Raw genomic sequence first — 22,042 nt, forward strand, 5'->3', positions numbered from 1 at the left:
GACCGCGCGGACACCGTCGGAGGTGAGGCACGTGACGCCTGGCACCGCGTCCGCGCGGACACCGTACGGGGGTGGGAAGCGTGACGCCTGAAACCGCCGGCGTCCCCGGCGTCCCCGACGTCTCCGCCGCCCCCGGCATCGTGGTCGTCCCGCACACCCACTGGGACCGTGAGTGGTACCTGCCATTCCAGCGCTTCCGGCTCGGCCTGGTCCGCCTGCTGGACGAGGTCCTCGACACCATGGCCGCCGACCCCGCCTACCGGTTCACCATGGACGGCCAGCTCGCCGCCCTGGAGGACTACCTGGAGATCCGCCCCGAACGGCTCGGCGAGGTGCGGCGGCTGGTCGCCGAGGGCCGCTTCGCCGCCGGGCCCTGGCTCATCCTCGCCGACGAGTTCCTCTGCTCCGGCGAGACCCTCATCCGCAACCTGGAGTACGGCATGCGCGGCGCCGGGGAGCTCGGCGGTGCCATGCGCGTCGGCTACCTGCCCGACCAGTTCGGGCACTGCGCCCAGATGCCGCAGATCCTGCGCCAGGCCGGCCTTGCGCACGCCTGCCTGTGGCGCGGGGTGCCCGCCGCCGTCGACCGCGACGCCTTCGCCTGGGTCGGCGCCGACGGCACCGCGATCCGCACCCAGTACCTCCCCGGCGGGTACGGCAACGCCGTCGCCCTGTTCACCGGCCCGGCGGGTGACCTCGCCGACCGGCTGGCCGCCTTCGCCTCGATCATGCGGCCCTGGCACCCCGAGGGCCCGCTGCTGGCCATGTACGGCGCCGACCACAGCGCGCCGGCCGCGGACATCACCGCCGCCGGGCTGCGCCTGGCCACCCTGGAGGAGTACGTCACCGCCCACGACCCCGGCGTCTCCGGGCTGCCCGCCGTCCACGGCGAGCTGCGCTCCCACGCCCGCGCCAACATCCTGCCGGGCGTCGTCTCCGCCCGGATGCCCGCGAAAAGGCTCATGGCCCGCGCCGAACGCGTCGTCGCCCGCTACGCCGAGCCGCTCGCCGCGCTCTGGCTGCCCGGCAGCACCGTCGCCGCCAGGCTGCTCGACCTGGCCTGGCGCCGCCTCATCGCCTGCAGCGGCCACGACTCCATCACCGGCTGCGGCGCCGACGAGACGGCCCAGCAGGTCGCCGCCCGCATCGCCGAGGCCGGGCAGATCGGCCAGGCCGTCGTCGACCTGGTCGCCTCCTCCCTCTCCGCCGGCACGGCCCGCGACGCCGTCGTGGTCGTCAACCCTTCCCCCTTCCGGCGCACCGGCCTCGTCCTGGCCGACCTGCCCGAGTCCCGCCCGGTCCTGACCGGTCCCGGCGGGGTCCGCGTGCCGGCGCAGCGGCTGGAGCTGGCCCCGACCCTCCTCGACGAGACCGTCATGGACGACCTCGCACTGCTCCTCGGCCGGGTCCACGACCGGGAGCTGTTCGGCCAGCAGATCGTCTCGTGGTCCGTGGGCGGGGATTCCGCGGCGTCGTGTCCGGAGACGGACGGAGAGGCCCCGGCGGGGACGTCGCCGGCTCACGCGGGCGGCTCCGGAGCGGTTCCGGCGGACGCCCCGGAAGGGGTCTTCACCGTCGTCGTGGCCCGCGACCCCGTCACCGGCTACGAGTACGCCGATCTGCGTGCGGCGGTCCTGGACGCCGCCGCGGCCCGGCCCGGCCCGTGGCGGGTGCGCATCGTCGCCGAACCCGTCGTCACCGTCGCCGCGCTGGTCACCGTCGAGGCGTTCGGCCGTACGGTGCTCACCCCGGCAGCCGGCGGGGACTCCGGCGGGGAGAGCCCGGCGGTCGAAGACCCGATGGCGGAGGCCGTCCACGCCGGAGCCGGGTCCGCGCGGGACCGGTTCACGGACGGGATCCCACGTGACCGGTTCGCGGAGGACGGGGCCGCGGACGAGATCGCGCGGGACCGGTTCACGGAGGACGGGGCCGCGCGCCCGGAAGAGGTGCCGTGTTCCGCCGAGGGCGTCCTCGACAACGGCCTGCTGCGCGTCACGGTCGCCCCCGACGGCACCCTGTCGCTGCGGTCCGCCGGCGCCGAGGTCCACGGGGTGGGCCGCGTCGTGGACGGCGGCGACGCCGGGGACACCTACAACCACGCCCCGCCCCGTCACGACGTCCTCGTGGACGCCCCGTCCCGCGTGGAGGTCGAGACCCTCCACGCCGGGCCGCTGGTGTCGGTGCTGGAGATCCGCCGCGAGTACGCCTGGCCCGCGCACGAGGAGGGGGACGGGCGCTCCGCCGCCCGCGAGGACGTCACCGTCACCACCAGGGCCGAGCTGAGGGCCGGCGAGCCGTACCTGCGGCTGGAGATCTCCTTCGACAACCGCTGCCGTGACCACCGGGTCCGCTGGCACGCGCCGCTGCGGCCCGGCGCCGCCGAGTCCTTCGCCGAGGGGCAGCTGTCGGTGACGCGCCGGGGTACGGCCGCCGAGGGCGGCTGCGGCGAGGAACCGCTGCCCACCTTCCCGGCCGAGGGGTTCGTCGCCGCGGGCGGGCTGGCGGTCCTGCTGGACCAGGTGACCGAGTACGAGCTGACCGGCGGGGAGCTGGCGCTCACCCTGCTGCGGTCGGTGGGGCTGCTGTCACGCAACCGCAACGCCTACCGCGACGAGCCCGCCGGTCCCCAGATCGCCACCCCGGACGCCCAGTGCCCGGGGCCGGCCGTGACGCGCTTCGCCGTACTGCCCTGCCCCGGAGCCTGGCACGAGGCGGGGCTGCCGCGGCTGGCCGAGGAGTATCGGCACGATCTGCTGGTGGTGCCCGGCGGCGGCCCGGCCATCGGCCCGGCCGCGCGGGCGGAGGAACGGGCCGCGCGGGCGGACGAACGGGCCGCGGGGACGGCCCGGACCGGGACGGGGGCGGATCCGGTGGGCGGCGGGGCGGCGGGGACCCGGAACGGGACGGAGGCCGGCCCGGCGGGTCAGGTGGTGGAGGGAGCCCCGGACGGGGCGGGCGCGCGGCTGGAGGTCGAGGGCGCCGGTGTGGTGCTCACGGCGCTGCGCGAGCGGGACGGCGCGCTGGAGGCACGTCTCGTCGCCGAGCATCCCCGCACCACCGAGGCCGTCATCCGGGGGGCGTTCACCGCCGCCCGCCGTGCGGACCTGCTCGGGGTGCCGGGTGAGCCGCTGGAGGCGGCGGGCGGGGAGGTGCGGCTGCCGCTGCGCCCCTTCGAGATCGCGACGGTCCACCTCATCGGTTGAGCGGCGGGCCGGGCCCGTCCCGGCCGCCGCGCGCCGGGCTCGGCCGGGAGACCGTCCCGGCCACCGGTCGCCGAGCCCGGATCCGGAGGATCGGCTCGGCGGGCCGGCCGCCAGGACGGGTCCCTTCCGGATCCGTCGCCGGGACGGGCTCCCGTCCCGGCCGCGGGAACGCGGGTGACCCCGGCTATTCCCCGCCCTTCTGGATGTACGACCTGACGAACTCCTCGGCGTTCTCCTCCAGGACCTCGTCGATCTCGTCGAGGATCGCGTCGACGTCGTCCGAAAGCTTCTCGTTGCGCTCCTGGACGTCGGAGGTGTCGACCGAGGTGGTCTCCTCCGCCTCCCGTTCGGTCCGGCCGGTCTGCTTCTGGCCGCCGGTGTCCTTGCTAGCCATCTGTGGCACCTCCGCCTGGGGGACGCTTGTGCTTCCTATCTTCCCCGAAGCGACTGACATTGCGCGCGGATCGTCCCCCGATCTTTGCCCGGGGTCCGCGGCGACCGCCCAGGGGTTGTCGTCCGTCCAGGGAACCTCTTTCGTCCCCTTTAAGGCAAATATCCCCTTCTTTCGGTAACAACACCCCTGTCCGGAGCGGGAAACCATCCCGGCCCGGTCCGGGAACGTTCCCGCGACCTCCCGGCGGCCGGGCCGGGGAACCGGAGCCGCCCCGCGCCGGGAGCGGCCCCGCACGTTCTCCGCCCCCGTCTCCGCCGCTCCCTCCGGTCGCACGCCCTGGGTCTTCACCCTCTCCGCCGACTGCCTTTACAATGTAGATTCACAACTTGGACGGGTTTTCTGACAGATCGGGGGCGTGCCAGTTAGCCCGCGAGGGTGGAAAACTGAGATCATTGACCGGTGAGCACCATCGTCGACAACCGGTACAAACTCGCCTCCCCCGTCGGCCGAGGAGCGACAGGGGTCGTCTGGCGTGCCTATGACATGCTTCTGGACCGCGAGGTGGCGCTCAAGGAGATCCCACTTCCCCCGGGACCGGACGCGGCCGAACGGCGGCGCCGGGTGGTGCGCGAGGCGCGGATGGCGGCCCGGCTGAGCCACCGGGGCATCGTGACGGTGCACAACCTGGCCGAGGAGGCCGAGCGGCTCTGGATCGTCATGGAGTTCCTGGAGGCGCTGACCCTGCACGACACTCTGGTGCAGGCGGGGCCGCTGCCGGCGGACCTGGTGGCGGCGATGGGACGGCGCCTGCTGGACGCGCTGCGGCACGCGCACGACGGCGGGGTGATCCACCGGGACATCAAACCCGCCAACATCATGCTGACGGGCGACCGGGTGGTGCTGGCCGACTTCGGGTTCGCCGCGCCGGAGGGGGCGGCGAGCGGCTCGATGCGGGGCACGCCCGCGTTCCTCGCGCCGGAGGCCCTGCACGGGCGGGGCGGCACCCGCGAGGCCGACATGTGGTCGTTCGGGGCGACGCTGTACATGGCCGTGGAGGGGCAGACGCCGTTCCGCACGGTCAACTCGATGGCCGCGCTGGCGGAGGCGCTGCGCGGGCCGGCGCGGGCGCCGCGGCGGGCGGGCCCCCTGGAGCCGGTGCTGCGGGGACTGCTGCGCAAGGACCCGCGGGCCAGGCTGAGCGCCGAGCAGGCCTCGGTCCTGCTGGCCCGCGTCCGCTGCACCAGCGCCGCCTGACCCGCCGCCCCCGGGTGAAGGGGGCGTCACGCCCGCCGTACGGCCTGGGCGGGCGGGAAGGCCAGACGCGCCGCGCGGGGGCGCCCCCGCGCGGCGGCGGGTTCACCGGTCGCCGGTGAGGGCGCTGACCAGGTCGGCGGCGGTACGGCAGCGGTCGAACAGCTCGCCCACATGGGCCTTGGTGCCGCGCAGCGGCTCCAGGGTGGGGACGCGCTGCAGCGACTCGCGGCCGGGGATGTCGAAGATCACCGAGTCCCAGGACGCGGCGGCGACCGACTCGCTGAACTGGCTCAGGCAGCGGCCCCGGAAGTAGGCCCGGGTGTCGCTGGGCGGAGCCTCGATGGCCCGCTGGACCTCCTCCTCCGTGACCAGGCGCCGCATCCGCCCACGGGCGACCAGCCGGTTGTACAGGCCGCGGTCGGGACGGATGTCGGAGTACTGCAGGTCGACGAGCTGCAGACGCGGGTGGGACCAGGCCAGGCCGTCGCGGCTGCGGTAGCCCTCCAGCAGTTCCAGCTTGGCCACCCAGTCGAGCTCGCCGGCCAGCTGCATCGGATCCTCGGCCAGGCGGGTGAGGACCGACTCCCAGCGGTCGAGGACCTCCTTGGTGACCTCGTCGACGCCGTTGCCGCTGCGCTCCTCCGCGTACTTGCGCGCCAGCTCCAGGTACTCCATCTGGAGCTGGACGGCCGTCAGCCGGCGGCCGTCGCGCATGGCGATCTCGTACTTGAGGGTCGGGTCGTGGGAGACCGCACGCAGCGCCTGGACGGGGTTCTCCACGGAGAGGTCACGCGTGAAGTAGCCGTCCTCGATCATGGCGAGGACGAGCGCGGTGGAGCCGAGCTTGAGGTAGGTGGAGATCTCCGACATGTTGGCGTCGCCGATGATGACGTGCAGGCGCCGGTACTTGTCGGGGTCGGCGTGCGGCTCGTCGCGGGTGTTGATGATCGGCCGCTTGAGCGTGGTCTCCAGGCCCACCTCGACCTCGAAGAAGTCGGCCCGCTGGCTGATCTGGAAGCCCTCGCCGCGGGAGTCCTGGCCGATGCCGACCCGGCCGGCGCCGGTGACGACCTGCCGGGACACGAAGAACGGCGTCAGGTGCCGGACGATGTCGGCGAACGGCGTGGCCCGCCGCATCAGGTAGTTCTCGTGGCAGCCGTAGGAGGCGCCCTTGTTGTCGGTGTTGTTCTTGTAGAGCTGGATCGGAGCGTTGGAGGGGATCGCCGAGGCGCGGACCGCGGCGTCCTGCATGACCCGCTCCCCCGCCTTGTCCCAGATCACCGCGGCTCGTGGGTTGGTGCACTCGGGAGTGGAGTATTCGGGATGGGCGTGGTCCACGTAGAGCCGGGCGCCGTTCGTGAGGATCACGTTGGCCAGGCCCAGGTCCTCGTCGGTGAGCTGACTCTGGTCGGCCATCTCGCGGGACAGGTCGAAGCCCCGCGCGTCGCGGAGGGGGTTCTCCTCCTCGAAGTCCCACCGTGCCCGCCTGGCCCTGGCCGCGGAGGCGGCCAGATAGGCGTTGACGACTTGGGACGAGGTCACCATCGCGTTGGCCCCCGGCTGTCCGGGCACGGAGATGCCGTATTCGGTCTCGATGCCCATCACCCGCCGTACCGTCATGCGCATCCTCTGTTCATCCGGGACTGTCTCCTCCGCCGTATATATCCCCGACCCTAGACCTTTCACTATGCCCGGTGGCCGGACAGTTATGGCAACGAAGCCTTTTCACCCGTCGCCCAGGGGTCCGGGCGGGAATTCGGGGGCGGGCCGGGCGGGAACGCCGGGGCCGGGGGCACGGCGGGGGACGCCGGGGCCGCGGAGGCGACCGGGGGCGCGGCGGGGAAGGCCGGCGCGGTGGCGGGGACCGGAGACGTGGCCGGGAACGCCTGGGCGGCGGCGGGGACCGGCGGCGGGGCGGGCACCGGTGACGGGGCGGACCGGCGCGTCCTCGCCCTGACGAACTCCTGGACCGGCCGCTCGGCCACCCGGTACACGAGGTAGGAGAAGGCCATCGCGGCCGCGACGGTGACCAGGGCGGTCAGCCAGGGCGGGAGGGCGTCGCGCAGGGCGGGGACGATCAGCACGGCCGCCGCGGTGTGGAAGAGGTACAGGGGGTAGGTGAGCGCGCCCAGCGTGACCAGGCCGCGCCACCGCAGCCGGCGCAGCAGGCCGAGCGCGACCAGCGCCATGAGCACGTAGAAGCCGATGACGGTGGCGGCCACGGCCCACGGGGGCACGGGCATGGCCGCGTAGCCGACCAGCCCGATCCGTCCGGCCACCCGCTCCATGGCGGCGCTGACGGCCAGCCCGGCGCTGATCCCGGCCAGGCACCACAGGACGAGGCGGGGGCCGAACCTGGTCATCAGGAAGAAGGCCATGCCGCCGACGAAGTACGGCGCGTACTTCGGCATCACGACGAGGTCCACCCACGCCTGGTCGCTGCCGGACAGGAGACCGGCGGCCAGCAGCCAGACGCCCATGAAGACCAGGCACCGGTTGAGCGTCACGCCGACGATCACCAGGATCGAGATGAGCACGTAGAAGCGGAGCTCGGCCCACAGGGACCAGTAGACGCCGGTGGCGTCGTAGACGCCGAAGGCCCGCTGCAGCATCGTGAGGTTGACCCCGTACTCGGCGGGGCTGAGCTTGGGGTCCAGGGCGGTGGCGCCGGTCAGGCCGTAGAGGGCGGCGGTGACGGCGACGCTGACCCAGTAGGCGGGGAAGAGCCGCACCAGCCGGGAGAGGGCGAACGCGCCGAGGCCGCGGCCCCAGACGCTCATCAGGATGACGAAGCCGCTGATCATGAAGAACAGCTCGACGCCCAGGATGCCGAGCCCCGAGAGGGTCGAGATCGCGGGAAAGAGCTTCGCCGGCCGCTCGCCCCACACCGAGGCGAAGGCGATGAAGTAGTGGAAGGAGAGCACCGCCAGGGCGGCGACGAAACGGAGGAGGTCCAGCTCGGCGAGACGGCCACTCCCCCGGACCGTCCCGCGAGACCCCGCGCCGGTCACCGGATGACCGCGCCTGAATGATCACGCACGTCGGTTGGACGGCCGTTGGATCACCTGGGTTCCCGGTGGCGTGATCACACTTGTGTGACGGACGGGACGGCAGGTGCGCCGGGGCTCCCCGCGTGCCCGGCCCGGACACGCCTCGCGGCGCGACCCCCGCCGGGGCCGCGCCGCGAACGCGCTCGCCGTACGCCGGTGTGGCGACGGCCCTAGAGGTACTGACCGGTGTTGGCCACCGTGTCGATGGACCGGCCGGCCTCGGTGCCCTGCTTGCCCGTCACGAGGGTGCGGATGTAGACGATCCGCTCGCCCTTCTTGCCGGAGATGCGGGCCCAGTCGTCGGGGTTGGTGGTGTTGGGAAGGTCCTCGTTCTCGGAGAACTCGTCGACGCAGGCGGCCAGCAGGTGCTGGATCCGCAGGCCCTTCTGCCCGCTCTCCAGGAACTGCTTGATCGCCATCTTCTTGCTGCGGTCCACGATGTTCTGGATCATGGCCCCGGAGTTGAAGTCCTTGAAGTACAGGACTTCCTTGTCGCCGTTGGCGTAGGTCACCTCGAGGAAGCGGTTCTCCTCGCTCTCGGTGTACATCCGCTCGACGACTCTCTGGATCATCGCGGCGACGGTCGCGGTGCGGTCGCCGTTGTGCTCGGAGAGGTCGTCCGGGTGCAGCGGCAGTCCCTCGGTGAGGTACTTGGAGAAGATGTCCTTGGCCGCCTCGGCGTCCGGCCGCTCGATCTTGATCTTGACGTCCAGGCGGCCGGGCCGCAGGATCGCCGGGTCGATCATGTCCTCGCGGTTGGACGCGCCGATCACGATCACGTTCTCCAAGCCCTCGACGCCGTCGATCTCGCTGAGGAGCTGGGGAACGATGGTGTTCTCGACGTCGGAGGAGACCCCCGAGCCACGGGTCCGGAAGATCGAGTCCATCTCGTCGAAGAACACGATCACCGGGGTGCCCTCGGACGCCTTCTCACGGGCCCGCTGGAAGACCAGGCGGATGTGCCGCTCGGTCTCGCCGACGTACTTGTTGAGGAGCTCCGGCCCCTTGATGTTGAGGAAGAAGCTCTTGCCGGACTGACCGGTCTTCTCCGCGACCTGCTTGGCCAGGGAGTTGGCGACGGCCTTGGCGATCAGGGTCTTGCCGCAGCCGGGCGGGCCGTACAGCAGCACACCCTTGGGAGGACGCAGCTTGTGCTCGCGGAACAGGTCGGCGTGCAGGTAGGGAAGCTCGATGGCGTCCCTGATCTGCTCGATCTGCCGCATGAGCCCGCCGATCTCCTCGTAGGAGATGTCGGGCACCTCCTCCAGGACGAGCTCCTCGACCTCGGACTTGGGGATGCGCTCGTAGACGTAGCCGGAGCGCGGTTCCATCAGCAGCGAGTCGCCGGCGCGGATCGGCTGGTCGAGCAGCGACTCCGCCAGCCGCACCACCCGTTCCTCGTCGGCGTGCGAGATCACCAGCGCGCGCTGGCCGTCCTCAAGGAGCTCCTTGAGCATCACGATCTCGCCGATCTCCTCGTATCCGAGGGCCTCCACCACGTTGAGCGCCTCGTTCAGCATGACCTCCTGGCCACGCTTGAGCGACTCGACGTCCACCGCGGGGCTGACGTTCACTCGGAGCTTGCGGCCGCCGGTGAAGACCTCCACCGTGCCGTCTTCTCTGGCCTCGAGGAAGACGCCGAACCCGGACGGCGGCTGCGCCAACCGGTCGACCTCCTCCTTGAGCGCGACGATCTGGTCTCTGGCCTCCTTGAGGGTCGACACCAGACGCTCGTTCTGACCGGTGACGGCCGCGAGATTCGCCTGCACCTCATGGAGACGCTCTTCGAGGACTCTGGCCTGCCGGGGAGACTCCGTCAGCTTCCGACGCAACGCGGTGATCTCCTCCTGCAGGAAGGAGACCTGCGTTCTGAGGTCAGCGACCTCCCGTTCGCGCTGCGCGGCCCGAGCTTCGGCGTCATCGCGAGCTGCCACGGCGTCACCTCCTTCCCAGTCGAGACCGACTACTCAAAACCCTACCCATCGGGGGGCTGTCAGTTACCTGGTAGAGCAGTGTTCGTATAGCTACATTAAGTATTTGGTGATTAGTCCCTTATGAAGCGGTTAGTGCGTAGAAGCATAAGAACACGACCGTCTGGTGTCATGTAACACGCCTACGTGCTCTCGTGGCTGAATCGTCATCATGCGGTGGAAGTCGACTCCTCGCCATACGCTCCCTTTGCCGGACGCCTACGCCGGGGTGGTGGGGTCACCCCGTCCGCCATACGACGGGCGGTGACGAGGAATCCGGTGTGCCCGACCATCCGGTGGTCGGGCCGTACGGCGAGCCCCTCGACATGCCAGTCGCGAACCAGGGTCTCCCACGCGTGGGGCTCGGTGAAACTCCCGTGTTCGCGCAGAGTTTCGACCGTTCGCGACAACTGCGTGGTCGTCGCCACATAACAGCAGATCACCCCGCCGGGCGTGAGCGCCTTGGCCGCGGCGTCCACGCACTCCCACGGCGCGAGCATGTCGAGGATGACCCGGTCGACGTCACTCTCGTCGAGCGCTTCGATGAAGTCCCCGACCACCAGGCGCCACTGCTCCATCGGGCCGCCGTAGAACTTCTCCACGTTCTTGGTGGCCACCTCCGCGAAGTCCGCGCGCCGCTCGTAGGACGTCACCTTGCCCTCCGTGCCCACCGCGCGCAGCAGGAAACACGTCAGCGCGCCGGAGCCGACCCCCGCCTCGACGACGCGCGCGCCGGGGAAGACGTCGGCCATCGCGACGATCTGCGCCGAGTCCTTGGGGTAGATGACCGCCGCGCCGCGCGGCATGGACAGCGTGTAGTCCTGGAGCAGGTGGCGGAACGCGAGGTACTGGGTGCCGCCGGACGAACGGACCACCGACCCCTCGGGCTGCCCGATGAGGTCGCTGTGCGGGATCGCACCCTTGTGGGTGTGGAAGACCCCGTCCTCCTTCAGCGTCACCGTGTGGCGCTTGTTCTTGGGGTCGGTGAGCTGAACCTGATCCCCGGCCCTGAAGGGCCCATGCCTGCGAAAACCCATGAACGCAAGGTTATCGGCGCGCGGAGTGCCCCCGGTCCCGGACGGCGGGGCCGCCGGACGCGCGGAGGGGGCAATTCGTTCGCTCCTTTCGGGAGGAGCTGATAGCACTTGGAGGGTGTTCCCCAGAGACATCATCCCCGCCGGTTCCGTCCTCCTGCGCGAGGTGACCCCCGCCGACCTGGAACCGATGGTCAGGGCCTGCGCCGATCCACTGATCATCCGGTTCGTCCCGAGCGTCCGGGTGCCGTACACCCTCGCCGATGCGTCCTCCTACCTGGAGGTCGCCGGGCGGACATGGGGCAACGGCGGCGCCTCCTTCTCCGTGGCGGACGCCGGCACCGGCGAGTGGCTGGGCAACATCAGCCTCAAGCCGTCCGACCCGCGCGGCAACGCCGAGATCGGCTACCTCATCGCGCCGTGGGCGCGGGGCCGCGGCGTCGCCACCGCGGCCACCCGGGCGCTGACGGAGCGCGCCTTCGCCCACGGGGTGGCGCGCGTGGAGCTGCTGGCCGACGTGGAGAACCTCCCCAGCCAGCGGGTCGCGATGGCCGCCGGCTTCGACCGCGAGGGCGTGCGGCGCGCGGCCGAGCCCCGCCGCGACGGCACCCGCGGTGACCTGGCGTCCTTCGCCCGGCTGTCCACCGACTCGGGTGAGCGGGTACGGCCGTTCCTCCCGGACCTGCCCGGCGGCTCGCTGACCGACGGCGTCGTACGGCTGACGCCGCTGGAGCCGGACGACGCCGACGACTACCACGCCCTGCAGAGCCTGCCGGACGTCGTGGCCCACAGCGTCCCGCCGGAGGCGCCCGACCCGGACGACAGCGAGCGGTTCTGCCGGGAGGCGGGCATGCTGTGGCTGGCCGGCGAGCGGGTCGAGCTCGCCGTACGCGACGCCGCCACCGGCGCCTTCGCCGGGCACATCCAGCTCAGCGCGATCATCCCCCCGCTGGGCGAGGCCATGACCGGCTACAGCCTGCTGCCGGAGTTCCGGGGCAGGGGGTTCGCCTCCCGCGCGGTGGACCTGCTCACGGAGTGGGCCCTGACGCACACCCCGCTGGCCCGGATCGTGGCCGGCACCTCGCCGGACAACACCGCCTCCCACCGCGTGCTGGAGCGCGCGGGCTTCACCCGGGAGGCGCTGCTGCACGGCAGGCTGCCCGGCCCCGGCGGCACGCGCGTGGACGACCTGCTGTGGTACCGCGCCCGGCCGGCCGGGGCCTGACGGATCGGCCCGCCCGCCCGGCCCAGGGGCCTCCCCGGGCCGGGCGGCGCCTCCCCGGACCGGGGAGGCGCCTGCCGGGGAGGCGTGGGAAAGGCGACCGGGGACCGGCTAGCGGTTGCGGTGCGACTCGTAGCGCATGGTGCGGGAGACCCCGATCCGCACGGTCGTGCCGGGCATGATCGTGACCGGCTCGTTCGGCGGGATGTCGTAGAAGTTGGGGTCGCCCGGCGGCTGGATCTGCGTGCCGTTGACCGAGCCGAGGTCGATCAGGTTGACGTCCCAGCCGTCCAGCGCCACCCGCAGGTGACGGCGCGACACCGAGCCGTCGGGGCTGGTGACCTTCGCCGGGCGGACCGAGCCGTCGGCGACCTCCGGGGCCCGGTCGGGGTCGCGGCCGACGAGGTGGTCGGCGTCGAGGCGCAGGGTCATCCCGTCGTCGAGGAGCAGCACGCCCAGCGGCGGGCGCGGCCCCTGGTAGGGGGCGAGCGAGCGCTGCACGAGGGCGATGCCGCACACCGCGCAGTACGGCACGCGCGGGTCGTTGAAGTGGTCGTTCTTGCAGTCGACCCCGTAGACCAGCGGCTGCGCCGCGGGGGCGGCCTCCGGCTCGGGCGCCGCCTGCGGGCCGCCCTGCGCCGCCGGCTCGGGGGCGAACGGACGCTCGCGCGGCCCGCCGGGCTCGCCGTCCGCCCCGGTGGCCTCCATGGCCCCCGTGGGCTCCAGGGCGTCCGTCTCCCGCGGCGCGACGGCCGGGATCGGCCCGGACACCGGCCCCTGCTGCGGCGGGACCTGCGGCCCCGGCTCGGAGTGCCACGCCTGCTGCTCCGGCCGCGGCGGCGGCGGGACCGGGACCGGCGGGACGGGGTCGGGGGCACCCATCGGGTAGGGCGCCGGCGGCGGGGCCTCCGTCGCGGGCGCCTCCGCCTGCCGCGGCACGGCGCTCCGGGCCGCGGGCGGGGCCCCGGCGCCGGCCGGGTCGCACAGGATGCCGCCGCCGACGACCACGCCGCCGTCCAGCCGGACCAGCGGATGCGCCGGTCCGGCCTCCGGCAGGCGCAGTTCGATGCCGGTGACCGGACCGGGGACCAGCCGGTCCGACCAGGTGAGCGCGTCGCGCCCGGCGAGCCGTACCTCTCCGCCCTGGCCGGTGACCGCCGCGGAGGCGGGTCCGCTGACCAGGACGGCCACCCCGTCGCCCACGGCTCCGGCGACGGCGCACGCGACGGGCTCGCCCATCATGACGGCCAGCACCTGGGCCACCCGGCGGGCCAGCGCCCGGCCGTCGCCGCCGGAGGCGGCGGTGTCGTTCAGCGCCGCGAGGAGGTCCGCGGCGACGGTCTCGGCCGCGTCGCACACCAGCAGCAGGCCCTCCACGCGGGCCACCAGTCCGTTGCCCGGCAGCGGGCGCACCGTTCCCAGGCCGTCCCCGCTCACCGAGCACCCCCGGCGTGACGACCCCGTCCTTCGGTGCGGGGAGAAAACGCGGCTCGTTTCTGCATTCTGTCCTCTGAGTCTCGGTGGCTGGGATGGCGCGTCCGGCCGGCCCGGGGCGGGGATCGGCGGACCGACATCGCCGATCATTCCAGGCCATAGGAAAAAGTACAGCAGACGGACCCGGGGCTGACTCCCTCTCGGCGGCCGCCGGCCGGGCCTCCGGCGTGGATCAGACGCCGGTCAACGACCCAGGGCTGAAGCAGCCCTGGGCTTGCGTCTCTCGCGCCTGTCTGGAGGGCAGGCACGGGACGCACTGACCCCGCTTTCCACGGCGGGGTCGTTGGGCGTGTTGACGAACACCCACGCCACCTGGGCACGTCGTGCGACGTTGAGGGCGGCGATGTGGTCGGCGGGCCCAGCGAACCCACACGACCGGCAAGAGAAAAGGTCCCGGCTGGGACGGTTGCCCCGCCCGACGGACCCGCACCAGGACACCGGGCACGTCTGCGAGGTGCAGGCCGGATCCACCCCCGTGTACGGCACCCCGGCGCGGCGGGCCTTGTAGGCCAGGAACTCGCCCAACTGGTGGAACGGCCAGGACGAGAGCGTGGCCCGCTGGGACGGCCAGAGCCGTACCCGCTCACGGATCCCCGCCAGATCTTCGACGGCGATGCCGCGCCCGGTGCGTTGCGCATCGGCCACGATCTCTTTGCTGATCTTATGGTTGGTGTGCGTGGCGTGCCGGGCCTCACGCCCGGCGCGCTTTTTGAGCTTGCGCCGCGCCGACTTGGTGCCCTTGGCTTGGAGTTCGGCCCGCAGGCGCGCCATGCGCCGCCGGTAGCGGGCCAGACCCTCACCGCTGTGGTCGACGCCGTCGCTGGTGGTCGCGAGGTTCACGATGCCCCGGTCCACCCCGATCCACCCGCACGGCTCTGCGTTGAGCGGCGCCTCGGGCACCTCGCAGGTGGCGATCAGAAACCACATGCCGTCCCGGCACACCAGATCCGATTCACCCCGCCGGTGGGCGGCGAGCATCGTGAGCTGCTCGGCCGAGCCGGTGAACGCGAGGTCCTTGATCCGGCCGCGCACCGTCCGGATCGACACCGTGCGCGCGTCGATCCGCCAGGACAGGCACCGGTCATCGAACGGGTGGGCGGCCTCGGGCCGGAACGCGATGGGTGTGCTCTCGGCCTTGCGGCGGCGCCTGCCGGTCAGGCGTCCGGCGCGGACCAGGCCGCGCAGAGTGGCATAGGCGTCAGCGACCTTCTTGATGACGTGCTGGGCGGTCTGCGCCGACAGCCCATCGGCGCGCAGCTCGCCGTAGACGAGCCGGCGCAGGTCGTAGACACCGAAGGTGTGCGTCGCATATGCGGTGTGGGAGACGGCGGTGGCGGCTGCGTTGACCGCGTGCAGGGTCGCGGCCAGGGCCGCCGCCTGCTCGGGCGTCGGCAGGAGCTTGACCTGCACCACCAGCTTCACCTCGAACACAGTAGCGACCGGCCCCTGCCCTCGTCCGGGAAAGCCGGACACCGAATCCAGCCGCATCCGGCCGAATCTGGCCGGACCTGGCCAGATCGCGGCAGGATCTTCTCTAGCCTCCCTGCTCATGTGGTTTTCACGCCCGAGCATCGGCGCGGAGTGTTCACCGAAGAGCCGCTCCTCGCGCCGCGAGGAGATCATGACGGAGGTGTGCGACTCATCCGGCACGGACCCGGCCACGTTCATCGGCGCATCCGGCCATACCCATCCGCTGGTGCACTACCCGCTCAAGGTCGCCTTGTCGGTCCTGGTCAAATCGCCCAAAAGCGTCTCGGCCCGGCTGCTGCGCAAGGAGTACGGCGAGCATGCCCGCAGGTATCCGCAGGGCGGGCATTTTTGGTCCCCGTCCTGTTTCGCCGCTTCCTGCGGCGGGGCTTTTCTATCGGTCGTCAAGGAGTACATCGAGAATTAGAAGCGTCCGGAGAGGGGGAAGGGAAGCGATTCCTCCCGGGCGTGAACGCCCGGGGTTCCTCGCTAGTGTCCTGCGCCTGAAATTCGTCGGCAATATCGTGCGATGGATTCGAGGATCTCCTCTGCGATCTTCTTCCACACGAACGGCCGGGGGTTGTCATTCCACTGAGCGATCCAGTCCCGGATGTCCTTCTCCAGGGACTGGACGCTCTTGTGCACCCCGCGCCGGATCAGCTGATCGGTCAGGAACCCGAACCACCTCTCCACCTGGTTGATCCACGAGGACCCGGTCGGGGTGAAGTGCATGTGGAACCGCGGGTGGCGGGCCAGCCACGCCTTGATCGCCGGCGTCTCGTGGGTGCCATAGTTGTCGCAGACCAGATGGACGTCCAACACGGCGGGAACCGTCTTGTCGATCATGACCAGGAACTTCTTGAACTCGGTAGCACGGTGCTGACGGTGCAGCTCACCGATCACGGTTCCATCGTTGATGTTGAACGCGGCGAACAGGCTCGTGATCCCGTTGCGGACATAGTCGTGGGTACGCCGCTCGGGCATGCCCGGCATCATCGGCAGGACCGGCTGCGACCGATCCAACGCTTGGATCTGTGACTTCTCATCCACGCAGAGCACCACCGCACGCTCGGGCGGGTTGTGATACAGCCCCACGACATCGACGGCCTTCTCCACGAACAGTGGATCCGTCGACAGCTTGAAGGTATCGGCCTGGTGGGGCTTGAGCCCGAAGTCGCGCCAAATCCGCCCGATCGTGGACTTCGACAGGCCGCTGCGCTTGGCCATCGAGGCGCGTGACCAATGAGTGGCGCCCTTGGGCGTTTCCTCCAAGGTCATCACCACGACCTCTCCGACGAATTTCAGGCGTATGACACTAGATAGTGCTGAACATCCGGTTGACGTCGGAGGTGGCGAGCACCCCGAAGACGGTGCCGTCGCGCTCCACCAGGAGGTACTCCCCCGACGGGGACTGGCGCATGGCGTCGATCAGGGACTCCCCCGCCAGGTCGGCGGCCAGCACCAGCGACGGTTCGAGGCCGCGCGCCAGCGAGCCCGCCGTCACCCAGGGACGGCGGTGCTCCGGGGTGGCCTCGACCGCCACCTCGTTGACGATGCCCGTCGGGCGGCCGTCGTGGTCGACCACGACCACCGCGCCCGCGTGCGCCTCGGCGGCCCGGCGCAGCGCCTCGGCCAGCGGCACGTCCCCGGTCACGGCGACGGCCCGGCGGGCCAGGGAGCGGGCGTTCAGCTGGGGGATGCGGGCCCGCAGCTTGGCGCCCTGCAGTGCCTGGGTGGCGCCGATCCAGATGAAGCTGGCCAGCAGCACCGACCAGATGACCATGCCCCAGCTGGGGTCCTGGCCGCTCATCAGCGCCAGGCTGACCGGCACCGCGATCAGGACGACGGCCAGCACGCGGCCGGTCCAGGCCGCCGCGATCGTGCCCGAGCCGGGGCTGCGGGTCGCCTTCCACACCCCGGCGCGCAGCATGCGCCCGCCGTCCAGCGGCAGGCCGGGCAGGAGGTTGAAGATCCCGACGACCAGGTTGGCCAGCCAGAGCTGGAAGACCAGGACGCCGAGGACGGTGCCGGGGTCGATGAACATCGAGGCGGCGTAGCCGGCGGCGCCCAGGCCCAGCGACAGCAGCGGCCCGGCGAAGGCGACCATGAACTCCCTGCCGGGCGTCTCCGGCTCGCGCTCGATCTCCGAGACGCCGCCGAGGAGGTAGAGGGTGACGCGCCGGACCGGCAGGCCGTACATCTTGGCGACCACGCAGTGCGACAGCTCGTGCAGCAGCACCGACACGTACAGCAGGACCGCGAAGACGAAGGAGACGACGTACGTCATCGGGAGGCTGAGCTGCGGCAGCCGGTACGCCACGACCTCCTGGAAGGTGAACGTGATGAACGCCGCGACCAGCAGCCAGGTCGGTGAGACGTAGACCGGGATTCCGAACGGCCGCCCCATCCGCAGCCCGGGACTTTCCTGGCGCGGGCTCTCGCTGCTCACCGCTGGCTCACCGTTCCTCGCTCGCTCGCGTCTGTTGGCCTTGATGCTACGCGCCGCCCACGCCGGGCGCGGACGCCCGCGGCCCACCCCGGGCCCAAACTGTCGCCACCGTGACCTACAGTGCGGGCATGTCACTGACCGAGCCCACGATCATCGGAGCGCTGTCGCCGTCCCGCGCCGGCGACTTCATGACGTGCCCGCTGCTGTACCGGTTCCGCGTGGTCGACCGGCTTCCCGAGCCGCCGTCGCCCGCCGCGGTGCGCGGCACGGTCGTCCACTCGGTGCTGGAGCGCCTGTACGACCTGCCGGCGCCGGGCCGTACGGTGGCCGCGGCCCTCGATCTGCTGGAGCCGCAGTGGCACAGGCTCCTTGAGGAGGAGCCCGCCTACGCCGGCATGTTCTCCGGGGAGCGGGAGCGGGCCGAGTGGCTGGCCGGGGCCCGCGCCATGCTGGAGCGCTACTTCACCCTGGAGGACCCCACCTGCATGGAGCCCGCCGAGCGGGAGCTGTACGTCGAGGCGGTGCTCGACAGCGGCCTGATGCTGCGGGGCTTCATCGACCGGCTGGACGTCGCGCCCACCGGCGAGGTCCGCGTGGTCGACTACAAGACCGGCAGCGCGCCGGGGCCGGCCTTCGAGGCCAAGGCGCTGTTCCAGATGAAGTTCTACGCGCTGACGCTGTGGCGGCTGCACGGCTCGGTGCCGCGCCTGCTGCAGCTGATGTACCTCGGCGGCGCGGGCGAGGTGCTGCGCTACGCCCCCGACGAGGCCGACCTGCTGGCCACCGAGCGCAAGGTGCAGGCGCTGTGGGCGGCCATCGAGCGGGCGCTGGAGACCGGCGAATGGCGTCCACGGCCCAGCCGGCTGTGCGACTGGTGCAACTACCGCGAGCTGTGCCCGGAGTTCGGCGGCACTCCCCCGCCGGTGCCCGAGCGGCAGCCGGGCGACACCGTGCGCAGCACCCGCCGCACGCCCAGGGCCGCCACCGACGAGCTCTGAGGTCCGCCGCACCGGTACGGCCGGCGGGCTCCGGGACCGGCCCCGTACCGGCCGGGCGTGCGGCGGGCGGGACCGGTGACGGCCGCGGCCCCGTGGGGCCGGGCCCCTCCTCGGAACGAACCCGGCGCGGGCTCGCGGCGCCGGGGGGCGCGCCGTCCCTCTATGGTGGAGTTCCGCGGATCGGCCCGTGCGGAGGGCCGCTCCGAGGCCGGCGCCCGGTTCCCCTCGAAGGTGTGTGATGACGATCAGAGTGCTGCTGGTCGACGACCAGCCACTGCTGCGCACCGGTTTCCGCCTCATCCTGGAGGCCGAGCCGGAGATCGCCGTCGTCGGCGAGGCCGGGGACGGCAAGGCCGCCCAGGAGCAGGCGAGGGCGCTGCTGCCCGACGTGATCCTGATGGACGTCCGGATGCCCGGCGTGGACGGCATCGACGCCACCCGCCGGATCGTCCGGGAGGCGGCGCACGGCGCCCACGTGCCCAGGGTGCTGGTGCTGACCACGTTCGACCTGGACGAGTACATCGTGGAGGCGCTGCGCGCCGGAGCCAGCGGCTTCCTGCTCAAGGACGTCCCGCCCGAGGAGCTGGTGCAGGCCATCCGGGTGGTCGCGGCGGGCGACGCCATCGTCGCGCCGAGCGTCACCCGGCGGCTGCTCGACCGGTTCGGCGCGCACCTGCCGTCCACCCGCCGCCCGTCGGCCCCGGCCCGGCTGGAGCGCCTCACCGAGCGCGAGCTGGAGGTGCTGCGGCTGATCGCCCGGGGCATGTCCAACGCCGAGATCGCCGCCGAGCTGGTGGTGAGCGAGACGACCGTCAAGACGCACGTCGGCAACGTCCTCACCAAGCTGGGCCTGCGCGACCGCGTGCAGGCCGTGGTCCTGGCCTACGAGACCGGCCTGATCACCCCGGGCACCGCCTTCTCCTAGGAACCGTTCGGAGGTGGTCGCGTCCGCCTCCGTGGCCGTCACCACCGGGGGCTTCGTCCATACGGAAGGTGTTCCACGGGCATACGAGAGAGCTTTGACGGCGGCGATGCCGGCATCGGCGGACCGATGCCGGCGGCGACGGGCGCGGGACACCGGCTCACATCATCCGGCGGCGTCGAGCACCGCTTTGATGGACGCCTCGAGGATGTCCACGCCGAGGTGCAGTTCGTCCTCCCCGATCGTGAGAGGCGGGGCGATGCGGAAGATGCCACCCATCTCAGGCAGCTGGACGATGTTCATGTGCAGGCCGCGTTCGAGACAGGCCGCGGTGATCGCTTTACCCAGTGCGTCGGCGGGCGCCTTGCTCTTCTTGTCCTTGACGAGCTCGACACCCTGGAGCAGGCCACGGCCGCGAACGTCACCGACGACCTCGTAGTCGTCGCGCAGCGCCAGCAGCCGGCCGGTGAGCTGCTCGCCCAGCGTCGCGGCACGCTCCGTGAGGTTGTCGCGCTCGACGACGTCGAGGACCGTCAGCGCGACGGCGGCCGCCAAGGGGTCGGAGACGTGGGTGGTGTAGAAGAGGAAACCCCGGTCGTGGCAGACCTGCTCGATCTCGGCGGTCGTGATGACGGCCGCCACGGGCAGTCCGGCTCCCAGGGTCTTCGACAACGTCAGGATGTCGGGTACGACCCCGTCGCGCTCGAACGCGTACATCGCCCCGGTGCGGCCGAGGCCGGTCTGCGCCTCGTCCAGGATGAGCAGCATCCCGCGTTCGTCGCACATCTCCTTGAGACGACGCAGATACCCCGGCGGCAGGTCGATGATCCCGCCTGAGGACAGGATGGGCTCGATGAGGCAGGCGGCGAGGCTCCCGGCGGACTGCCGGTCGACCAGGGCGAAGCCGTAGGCGAGCTCGGCCTCCCAGTCGTGCGACCCGTCGGAGGTTCGGAACGGCGAACGATAGGCGTTCGGCGTGGGCAGCGCCAGGTTGCCCGGCGTCGGGGGACCGTAACCATGCCGCCCGGCGGAGAAGGTCGCGGCGGCGGCCCCCTGGGTCATGCCGTGCCACGAGCGGTCGAAGGAGACGATCTCGAAGCGGCCGGTGGAGAGCTTGGCCATCTTGATCGCGGCCTCGTTCGCCTCGGCTCCCGTGGTGAGCAGCATCATCTTGCCGAGCGCCGGGGGCAGGGTCGCGGTGAGCCTGTCGGCGAGCTCCAGCACGGGGGCGCTGAGCATGCCGCTGAAGAGATGGTCCAGCGACGCGACCGCGGACGAGACCGTCGCCACGATGTCCGGGTGCGCGTGGCCGAGGATGGAACTCATCTGCCCCGAGGTGAAGTCGAGGATCGGCGTGCCCTGGCGATCGAAGACGTACGCACCGGAGGCTCGTTCGATGACCCGCGGGGTGAAGCCGGTTCCGTAGCGGATCAGGAGGCGGTCCGCCTCGTCCCAAAACGTCGTGTCCATCGTCAACCCTCTCTCACCGCGTCCGAGACGACGTCGGATCTTCTGCTCGGTGCCATCTTCCACCGACGACAAAACTCGCAACAAGCAAACAAATGCGACTTATCATTCGGTATTGCCTTATGGTCGATATCATGCTCAACCCGCAACGCCTCGCGATCCTGCGCGCGGTCCTGGCCGCCGGGTCGATCAACCAAGCGGCGCGGAACCTCAGCTACTCCCCCGCGACGATCAGCCAGCACATGACCGCCCTGGCGAAGGAGACCGGGCTGGTCCTCTTCGAGAAGCAGGGACGCGGTATCAGCCCCACCGATGCCGCACGGCACCTGGCAGACCAGGCCCAGTCGCTCCTCGCCGACTTCGGACGCCTCGAACGTGTCGTCGCGGACCTCCGGAGCGGTCAGGCGCAGCATCTGGCGATCACCTGCTTCGCCTCTGCGGCCGAGCGGTGGATCCCAGAGGTCGTGCGGACCGTTCGCCGGCACCAGCCGAACCTCACCGTCGAGATCAGCCTCAACGAACCCGTCGACGGGCGCGGTCGCCGACGGCCGGACCTCGACATCCGGACCGAGCCCGCCGACGGAGCCGAAGTGCACCTCGACGGCTACCAGCGTCATGAACTCGCCATCGAGGAACTCGTCGCCGTGCTCCCCGCCGCCCACCCCCTCGCCGATGCCCGCGAACTCGCTTTCCGGGACCTCGAAGGCGAGCCCTGGGTGGACCACGACATCTACGACAGCCCGATCGGACAGATCATCTTGACCGCTTGCCGGGCCGCCGGATTCACGCCACGCTATGCCGCCCGCCTGGACGATCACCGGGCGGCGCTGCGACTGGTGGAGACGGGCATCGGCGTCACCGTCCTGCCCCGCCTGGCCGTTGCGGAGCTCCCCGACGGAGTCGTCGCCAGGCCCGTGGTCCGCCCCACCGTCTTCCGGCGCATCGTCGTCCACGCCCGTCAGGATCGGCGGCGCGGCGACCTCATCGCCCGCGCGGTGGCACAGCTTCGCGACAGCGCCCGCGAGGCGGTACCGGCGGAGACCTCAGCGGCGAGGAACGGTCCTTGATCGAGCAGGGCCGGCCGGGGCCGGGGCCGCGCCGGGCGGCGGGGAACCCTC

The 22,042-nt window shown here is 71.8% G+C and carries 16 protein-coding genes and 1 pseudogene; 7 read left to right on the forward strand and 10 right to left on the reverse strand.

Annotation, left to right across the window (positions count from 1 at the left end; all coding sequences use genetic code 11):
- Positions 1–80 precede the first annotated feature (80 nt).
- Positions 81–3,203, forward strand: coding sequence for a glycoside hydrolase family 38 N-terminal domain-containing protein (locus IEZ10_RS39215; RefSeq protein WP_229811645.1), 3,123 nt, complete (start codon positions 81–83; stop codon positions 3,201–3,203).
- Between the two features lie 184 nt (positions 3,204–3,387).
- On the opposite strand, the gene IEZ10_RS25755 is transcribed toward IEZ10_RS39215, so the two are convergent.
- A complete protein-coding gene (locus tag IEZ10_RS25755; RefSeq protein ID WP_179828145.1) occupies positions 3,388–3,597 on the reverse strand; it encodes a ubiquitin-like protein Pup in 210 nt (69 codons plus the stop codon).
- A gap of 459 nt (positions 3,598–4,056) precedes the next feature.
- Here IEZ10_RS25755 and IEZ10_RS25760 point away from each other — a divergent pair, with 459 nt between their 5' ends.
- Positions 4,057–4,851 carry a serine/threonine-protein kinase gene (locus tag IEZ10_RS25760; RefSeq protein ID WP_189249104.1) on the forward strand — a complete coding sequence of 265 codons (795 nt, stop codon included), beginning with the start codon at positions 4,057–4,059 and terminating at the stop codon, positions 4,849–4,851.
- A gap of 102 nt (positions 4,852–4,953) precedes the next feature.
- On the opposite strand, the gene dop is transcribed toward IEZ10_RS25760, so the two are convergent.
- From dop to IEZ10_RS25780, 4 genes are all read right to left on the reverse strand, one after another.
- Positions 4,954–6,471, reverse strand: a complete 1,518-nt coding sequence (gene dop, locus IEZ10_RS25765; RefSeq protein WP_189249105.1) for a depupylase/deamidase Dop — start codon at positions 6,469–6,471, stop codon at positions 4,954–4,956.
- A gap of 86 nt (positions 6,472–6,557) precedes the next feature.
- Positions 6,558–7,862: an acyltransferase family protein gene (locus IEZ10_RS25770; RefSeq protein ID WP_229811646.1), complete on the reverse strand. Its 1,305-nt coding sequence runs from the start codon at positions 7,860–7,862 to the stop codon at positions 6,558–6,560.
- A gap of 209 nt (positions 7,863–8,071) precedes the next feature.
- Positions 8,072–9,835, reverse strand: coding sequence for a proteasome ATPase (gene arc, locus IEZ10_RS25775; RefSeq protein ID WP_189249106.1), 1,764 nt, complete (start codon positions 9,833–9,835; stop codon positions 8,072–8,074).
- A gap of 206 nt (positions 9,836–10,041) precedes the next feature.
- A complete protein-coding gene (locus IEZ10_RS25780) occupies positions 10,042–10,908 on the reverse strand; it encodes a tRNA (adenine-N1)-methyltransferase (RefSeq protein WP_189249107.1) in 867 nt (288 codons plus the stop codon).
- Between the two features lie 115 nt (positions 10,909–11,023).
- Here IEZ10_RS25780 and IEZ10_RS25785 point away from each other — a divergent pair, with 115 nt between their 5' ends.
- Complete coding sequence (locus IEZ10_RS25785) at positions 11,024–12,130, forward strand: GNAT family N-acetyltransferase (RefSeq protein ID WP_229811647.1); 1,107 nt, start codon at positions 11,024–11,026, stop codon at positions 12,128–12,130.
- Positions 12,131–12,238: 108 nt separating this feature from the next.
- Here the strand turns inward: IEZ10_RS25785 and IEZ10_RS25790 are convergent, their stop codons facing one another.
- Together IEZ10_RS25790 and IEZ10_RS25795 are read right to left on the reverse strand one after the other, a co-directional pair.
- Positions 12,239–13,564, reverse strand: coding sequence for an FHA domain-containing protein (locus IEZ10_RS25790; protein ID WP_189249109.1), 1,326 nt, complete (start codon positions 13,562–13,564; stop codon positions 12,239–12,241).
- A gap of 240 nt (positions 13,565–13,804) precedes the next feature.
- Positions 13,805–15,043 (reverse strand): RNA-guided endonuclease InsQ/TnpB family protein, encoded by a 1,239-nt coding sequence (locus IEZ10_RS25795; protein ID WP_229811648.1) that lies wholly within the window; start codon positions 15,041–15,043, stop codon positions 13,805–13,807.
- Here IEZ10_RS25795 and tnpA point away from each other — a divergent pair.
- Positions 15,021–15,515 carry an IS200/IS605 family transposase gene (gene tnpA / locus IEZ10_RS25800; protein ID WP_229811649.1) on the forward strand — a complete coding sequence of 165 codons (495 nt, stop codon included), beginning with the start codon at positions 15,021–15,023 and terminating at the stop codon, positions 15,513–15,515. The two genes, IEZ10_RS25795 and tnpA, sit on opposite strands and share 23 nt — an antisense overlap.
- 62 nt (positions 15,516–15,577) lie before the next feature.
- Here the strand turns inward: tnpA and IEZ10_RS25805 are convergent.
- Together IEZ10_RS25805 and IEZ10_RS25810 are read right to left on the reverse strand one after the other, a co-directional pair.
- Positions 15,578–16,384, reverse strand: a pseudogene (locus IEZ10_RS25805) (IS630 family transposase); the annotation flags it as partial.
- A 19-nt stretch (positions 16,385–16,403) separates the two neighbouring features.
- Positions 16,404–17,495: a site-2 protease family protein gene (locus tag IEZ10_RS25810; RefSeq protein ID WP_189249252.1), complete on the reverse strand. Its 1,092-nt coding sequence runs from the start codon at positions 17,493–17,495 to the stop codon at positions 16,404–16,406.
- A 170-nt stretch (positions 17,496–17,665) separates the two neighbouring features.
- Here IEZ10_RS25810 and IEZ10_RS25815 point away from each other — a divergent pair, with 170 nt between their 5' ends.
- Together IEZ10_RS25815 and IEZ10_RS25820 are read left to right on the forward strand one after the other, a co-directional pair.
- Entirely contained in the window at positions 17,666–18,535 is an 870-nt protein-coding gene (locus IEZ10_RS25815) for a RecB family exonuclease (RefSeq protein ID WP_189249110.1), read from the forward strand.
- A gap of 238 nt (positions 18,536–18,773) precedes the next feature.
- Positions 18,774–19,460, forward strand: coding sequence for a response regulator (locus IEZ10_RS25820; protein ID WP_189249111.1), 687 nt, complete (start codon positions 18,774–18,776; stop codon positions 19,458–19,460).
- Between the two features lie 162 nt (positions 19,461–19,622).
- On the opposite strand, the gene IEZ10_RS25825 is transcribed toward IEZ10_RS25820, so the two are convergent.
- The gene (locus IEZ10_RS25825; RefSeq protein WP_189249112.1) at positions 19,623–20,927 is read right to left on the reverse strand and encodes an aspartate aminotransferase family protein; all 1,305 of its coding nucleotides are present in this window, start codon (positions 20,925–20,927) and stop codon (positions 19,623–19,625) included.
- 92 nt (positions 20,928–21,019) lie between these two features.
- On the opposite strand from IEZ10_RS25825, the gene IEZ10_RS25830 reads away from it, so the two are divergent.
- The gene (locus IEZ10_RS25830) at positions 21,020–21,991 is read left to right on the forward strand and encodes a LysR family transcriptional regulator (RefSeq protein WP_229811650.1); all 972 of its coding nucleotides are present in this window, start codon (positions 21,020–21,022) and stop codon (positions 21,989–21,991) included.
- Positions 21,992–22,042: the final 51 nt, after the last annotated feature.

The organism is Streptosporangium pseudovulgare, from assembly GCF_014648055.1.
GTDB lineage: Bacteria > Actinomycetota > Actinomycetes > Streptosporangiales > Streptosporangiaceae > Streptosporangium > Streptosporangium pseudovulgare.

What these genes read in the sequence shown, in the direction of transcription:
- IEZ10_RS25825 (WP_189249112.1), bottom strand. Translation starts at nt 20,927, where the DNA reads ATGGACACGACGTTTTGGGACGAGGCGGACCGCCTCCTGATCCGCTAC.
- IEZ10_RS25830 (WP_229811650.1), top strand. Translation starts at nt 21,020, where the DNA reads ATGCGACTTATCATTCGGTATTGCCTTATGGTCGATATCATGCTCAAC.
- IEZ10_RS25810 (WP_189249252.1), bottom strand. Translation starts at nt 17,495, where the DNA reads ATGGGGCGGCCGTTCGGAATCCCGGTCTACGTCTCACCGACCTGGCTG.
- IEZ10_RS25780 (WP_189249107.1), bottom strand. Translation starts at nt 10,908, where the DNA reads ATGGGTTTTCGCAGGCATGGGCCCTTCAGGGCCGGGGATCAGGTTCAG.
- IEZ10_RS25820 (WP_189249111.1), top strand. Translation starts at nt 18,774, where the DNA reads ATGACGATCAGAGTGCTGCTGGTCGACGACCAGCCACTGCTGCGCACC.
- IEZ10_RS25815 (WP_189249110.1), top strand. Translation starts at nt 17,666, where the DNA reads ATGTCACTGACCGAGCCCACGATCATCGGAGCGCTGTCGCCGTCCCGC.
- IEZ10_RS25755 (WP_179828145.1), bottom strand. Translation starts at nt 3,597, where the DNA reads ATGGCTAGCAAGGACACCGGCGGCCAGAAGCAGACCGGCCGGACCGAA.
- dop (WP_189249105.1), bottom strand. Translation starts at nt 6,471, where the DNA reads ATGACGGTACGGCGGGTGATGGGCATCGAGACCGAATACGGCATCTCC.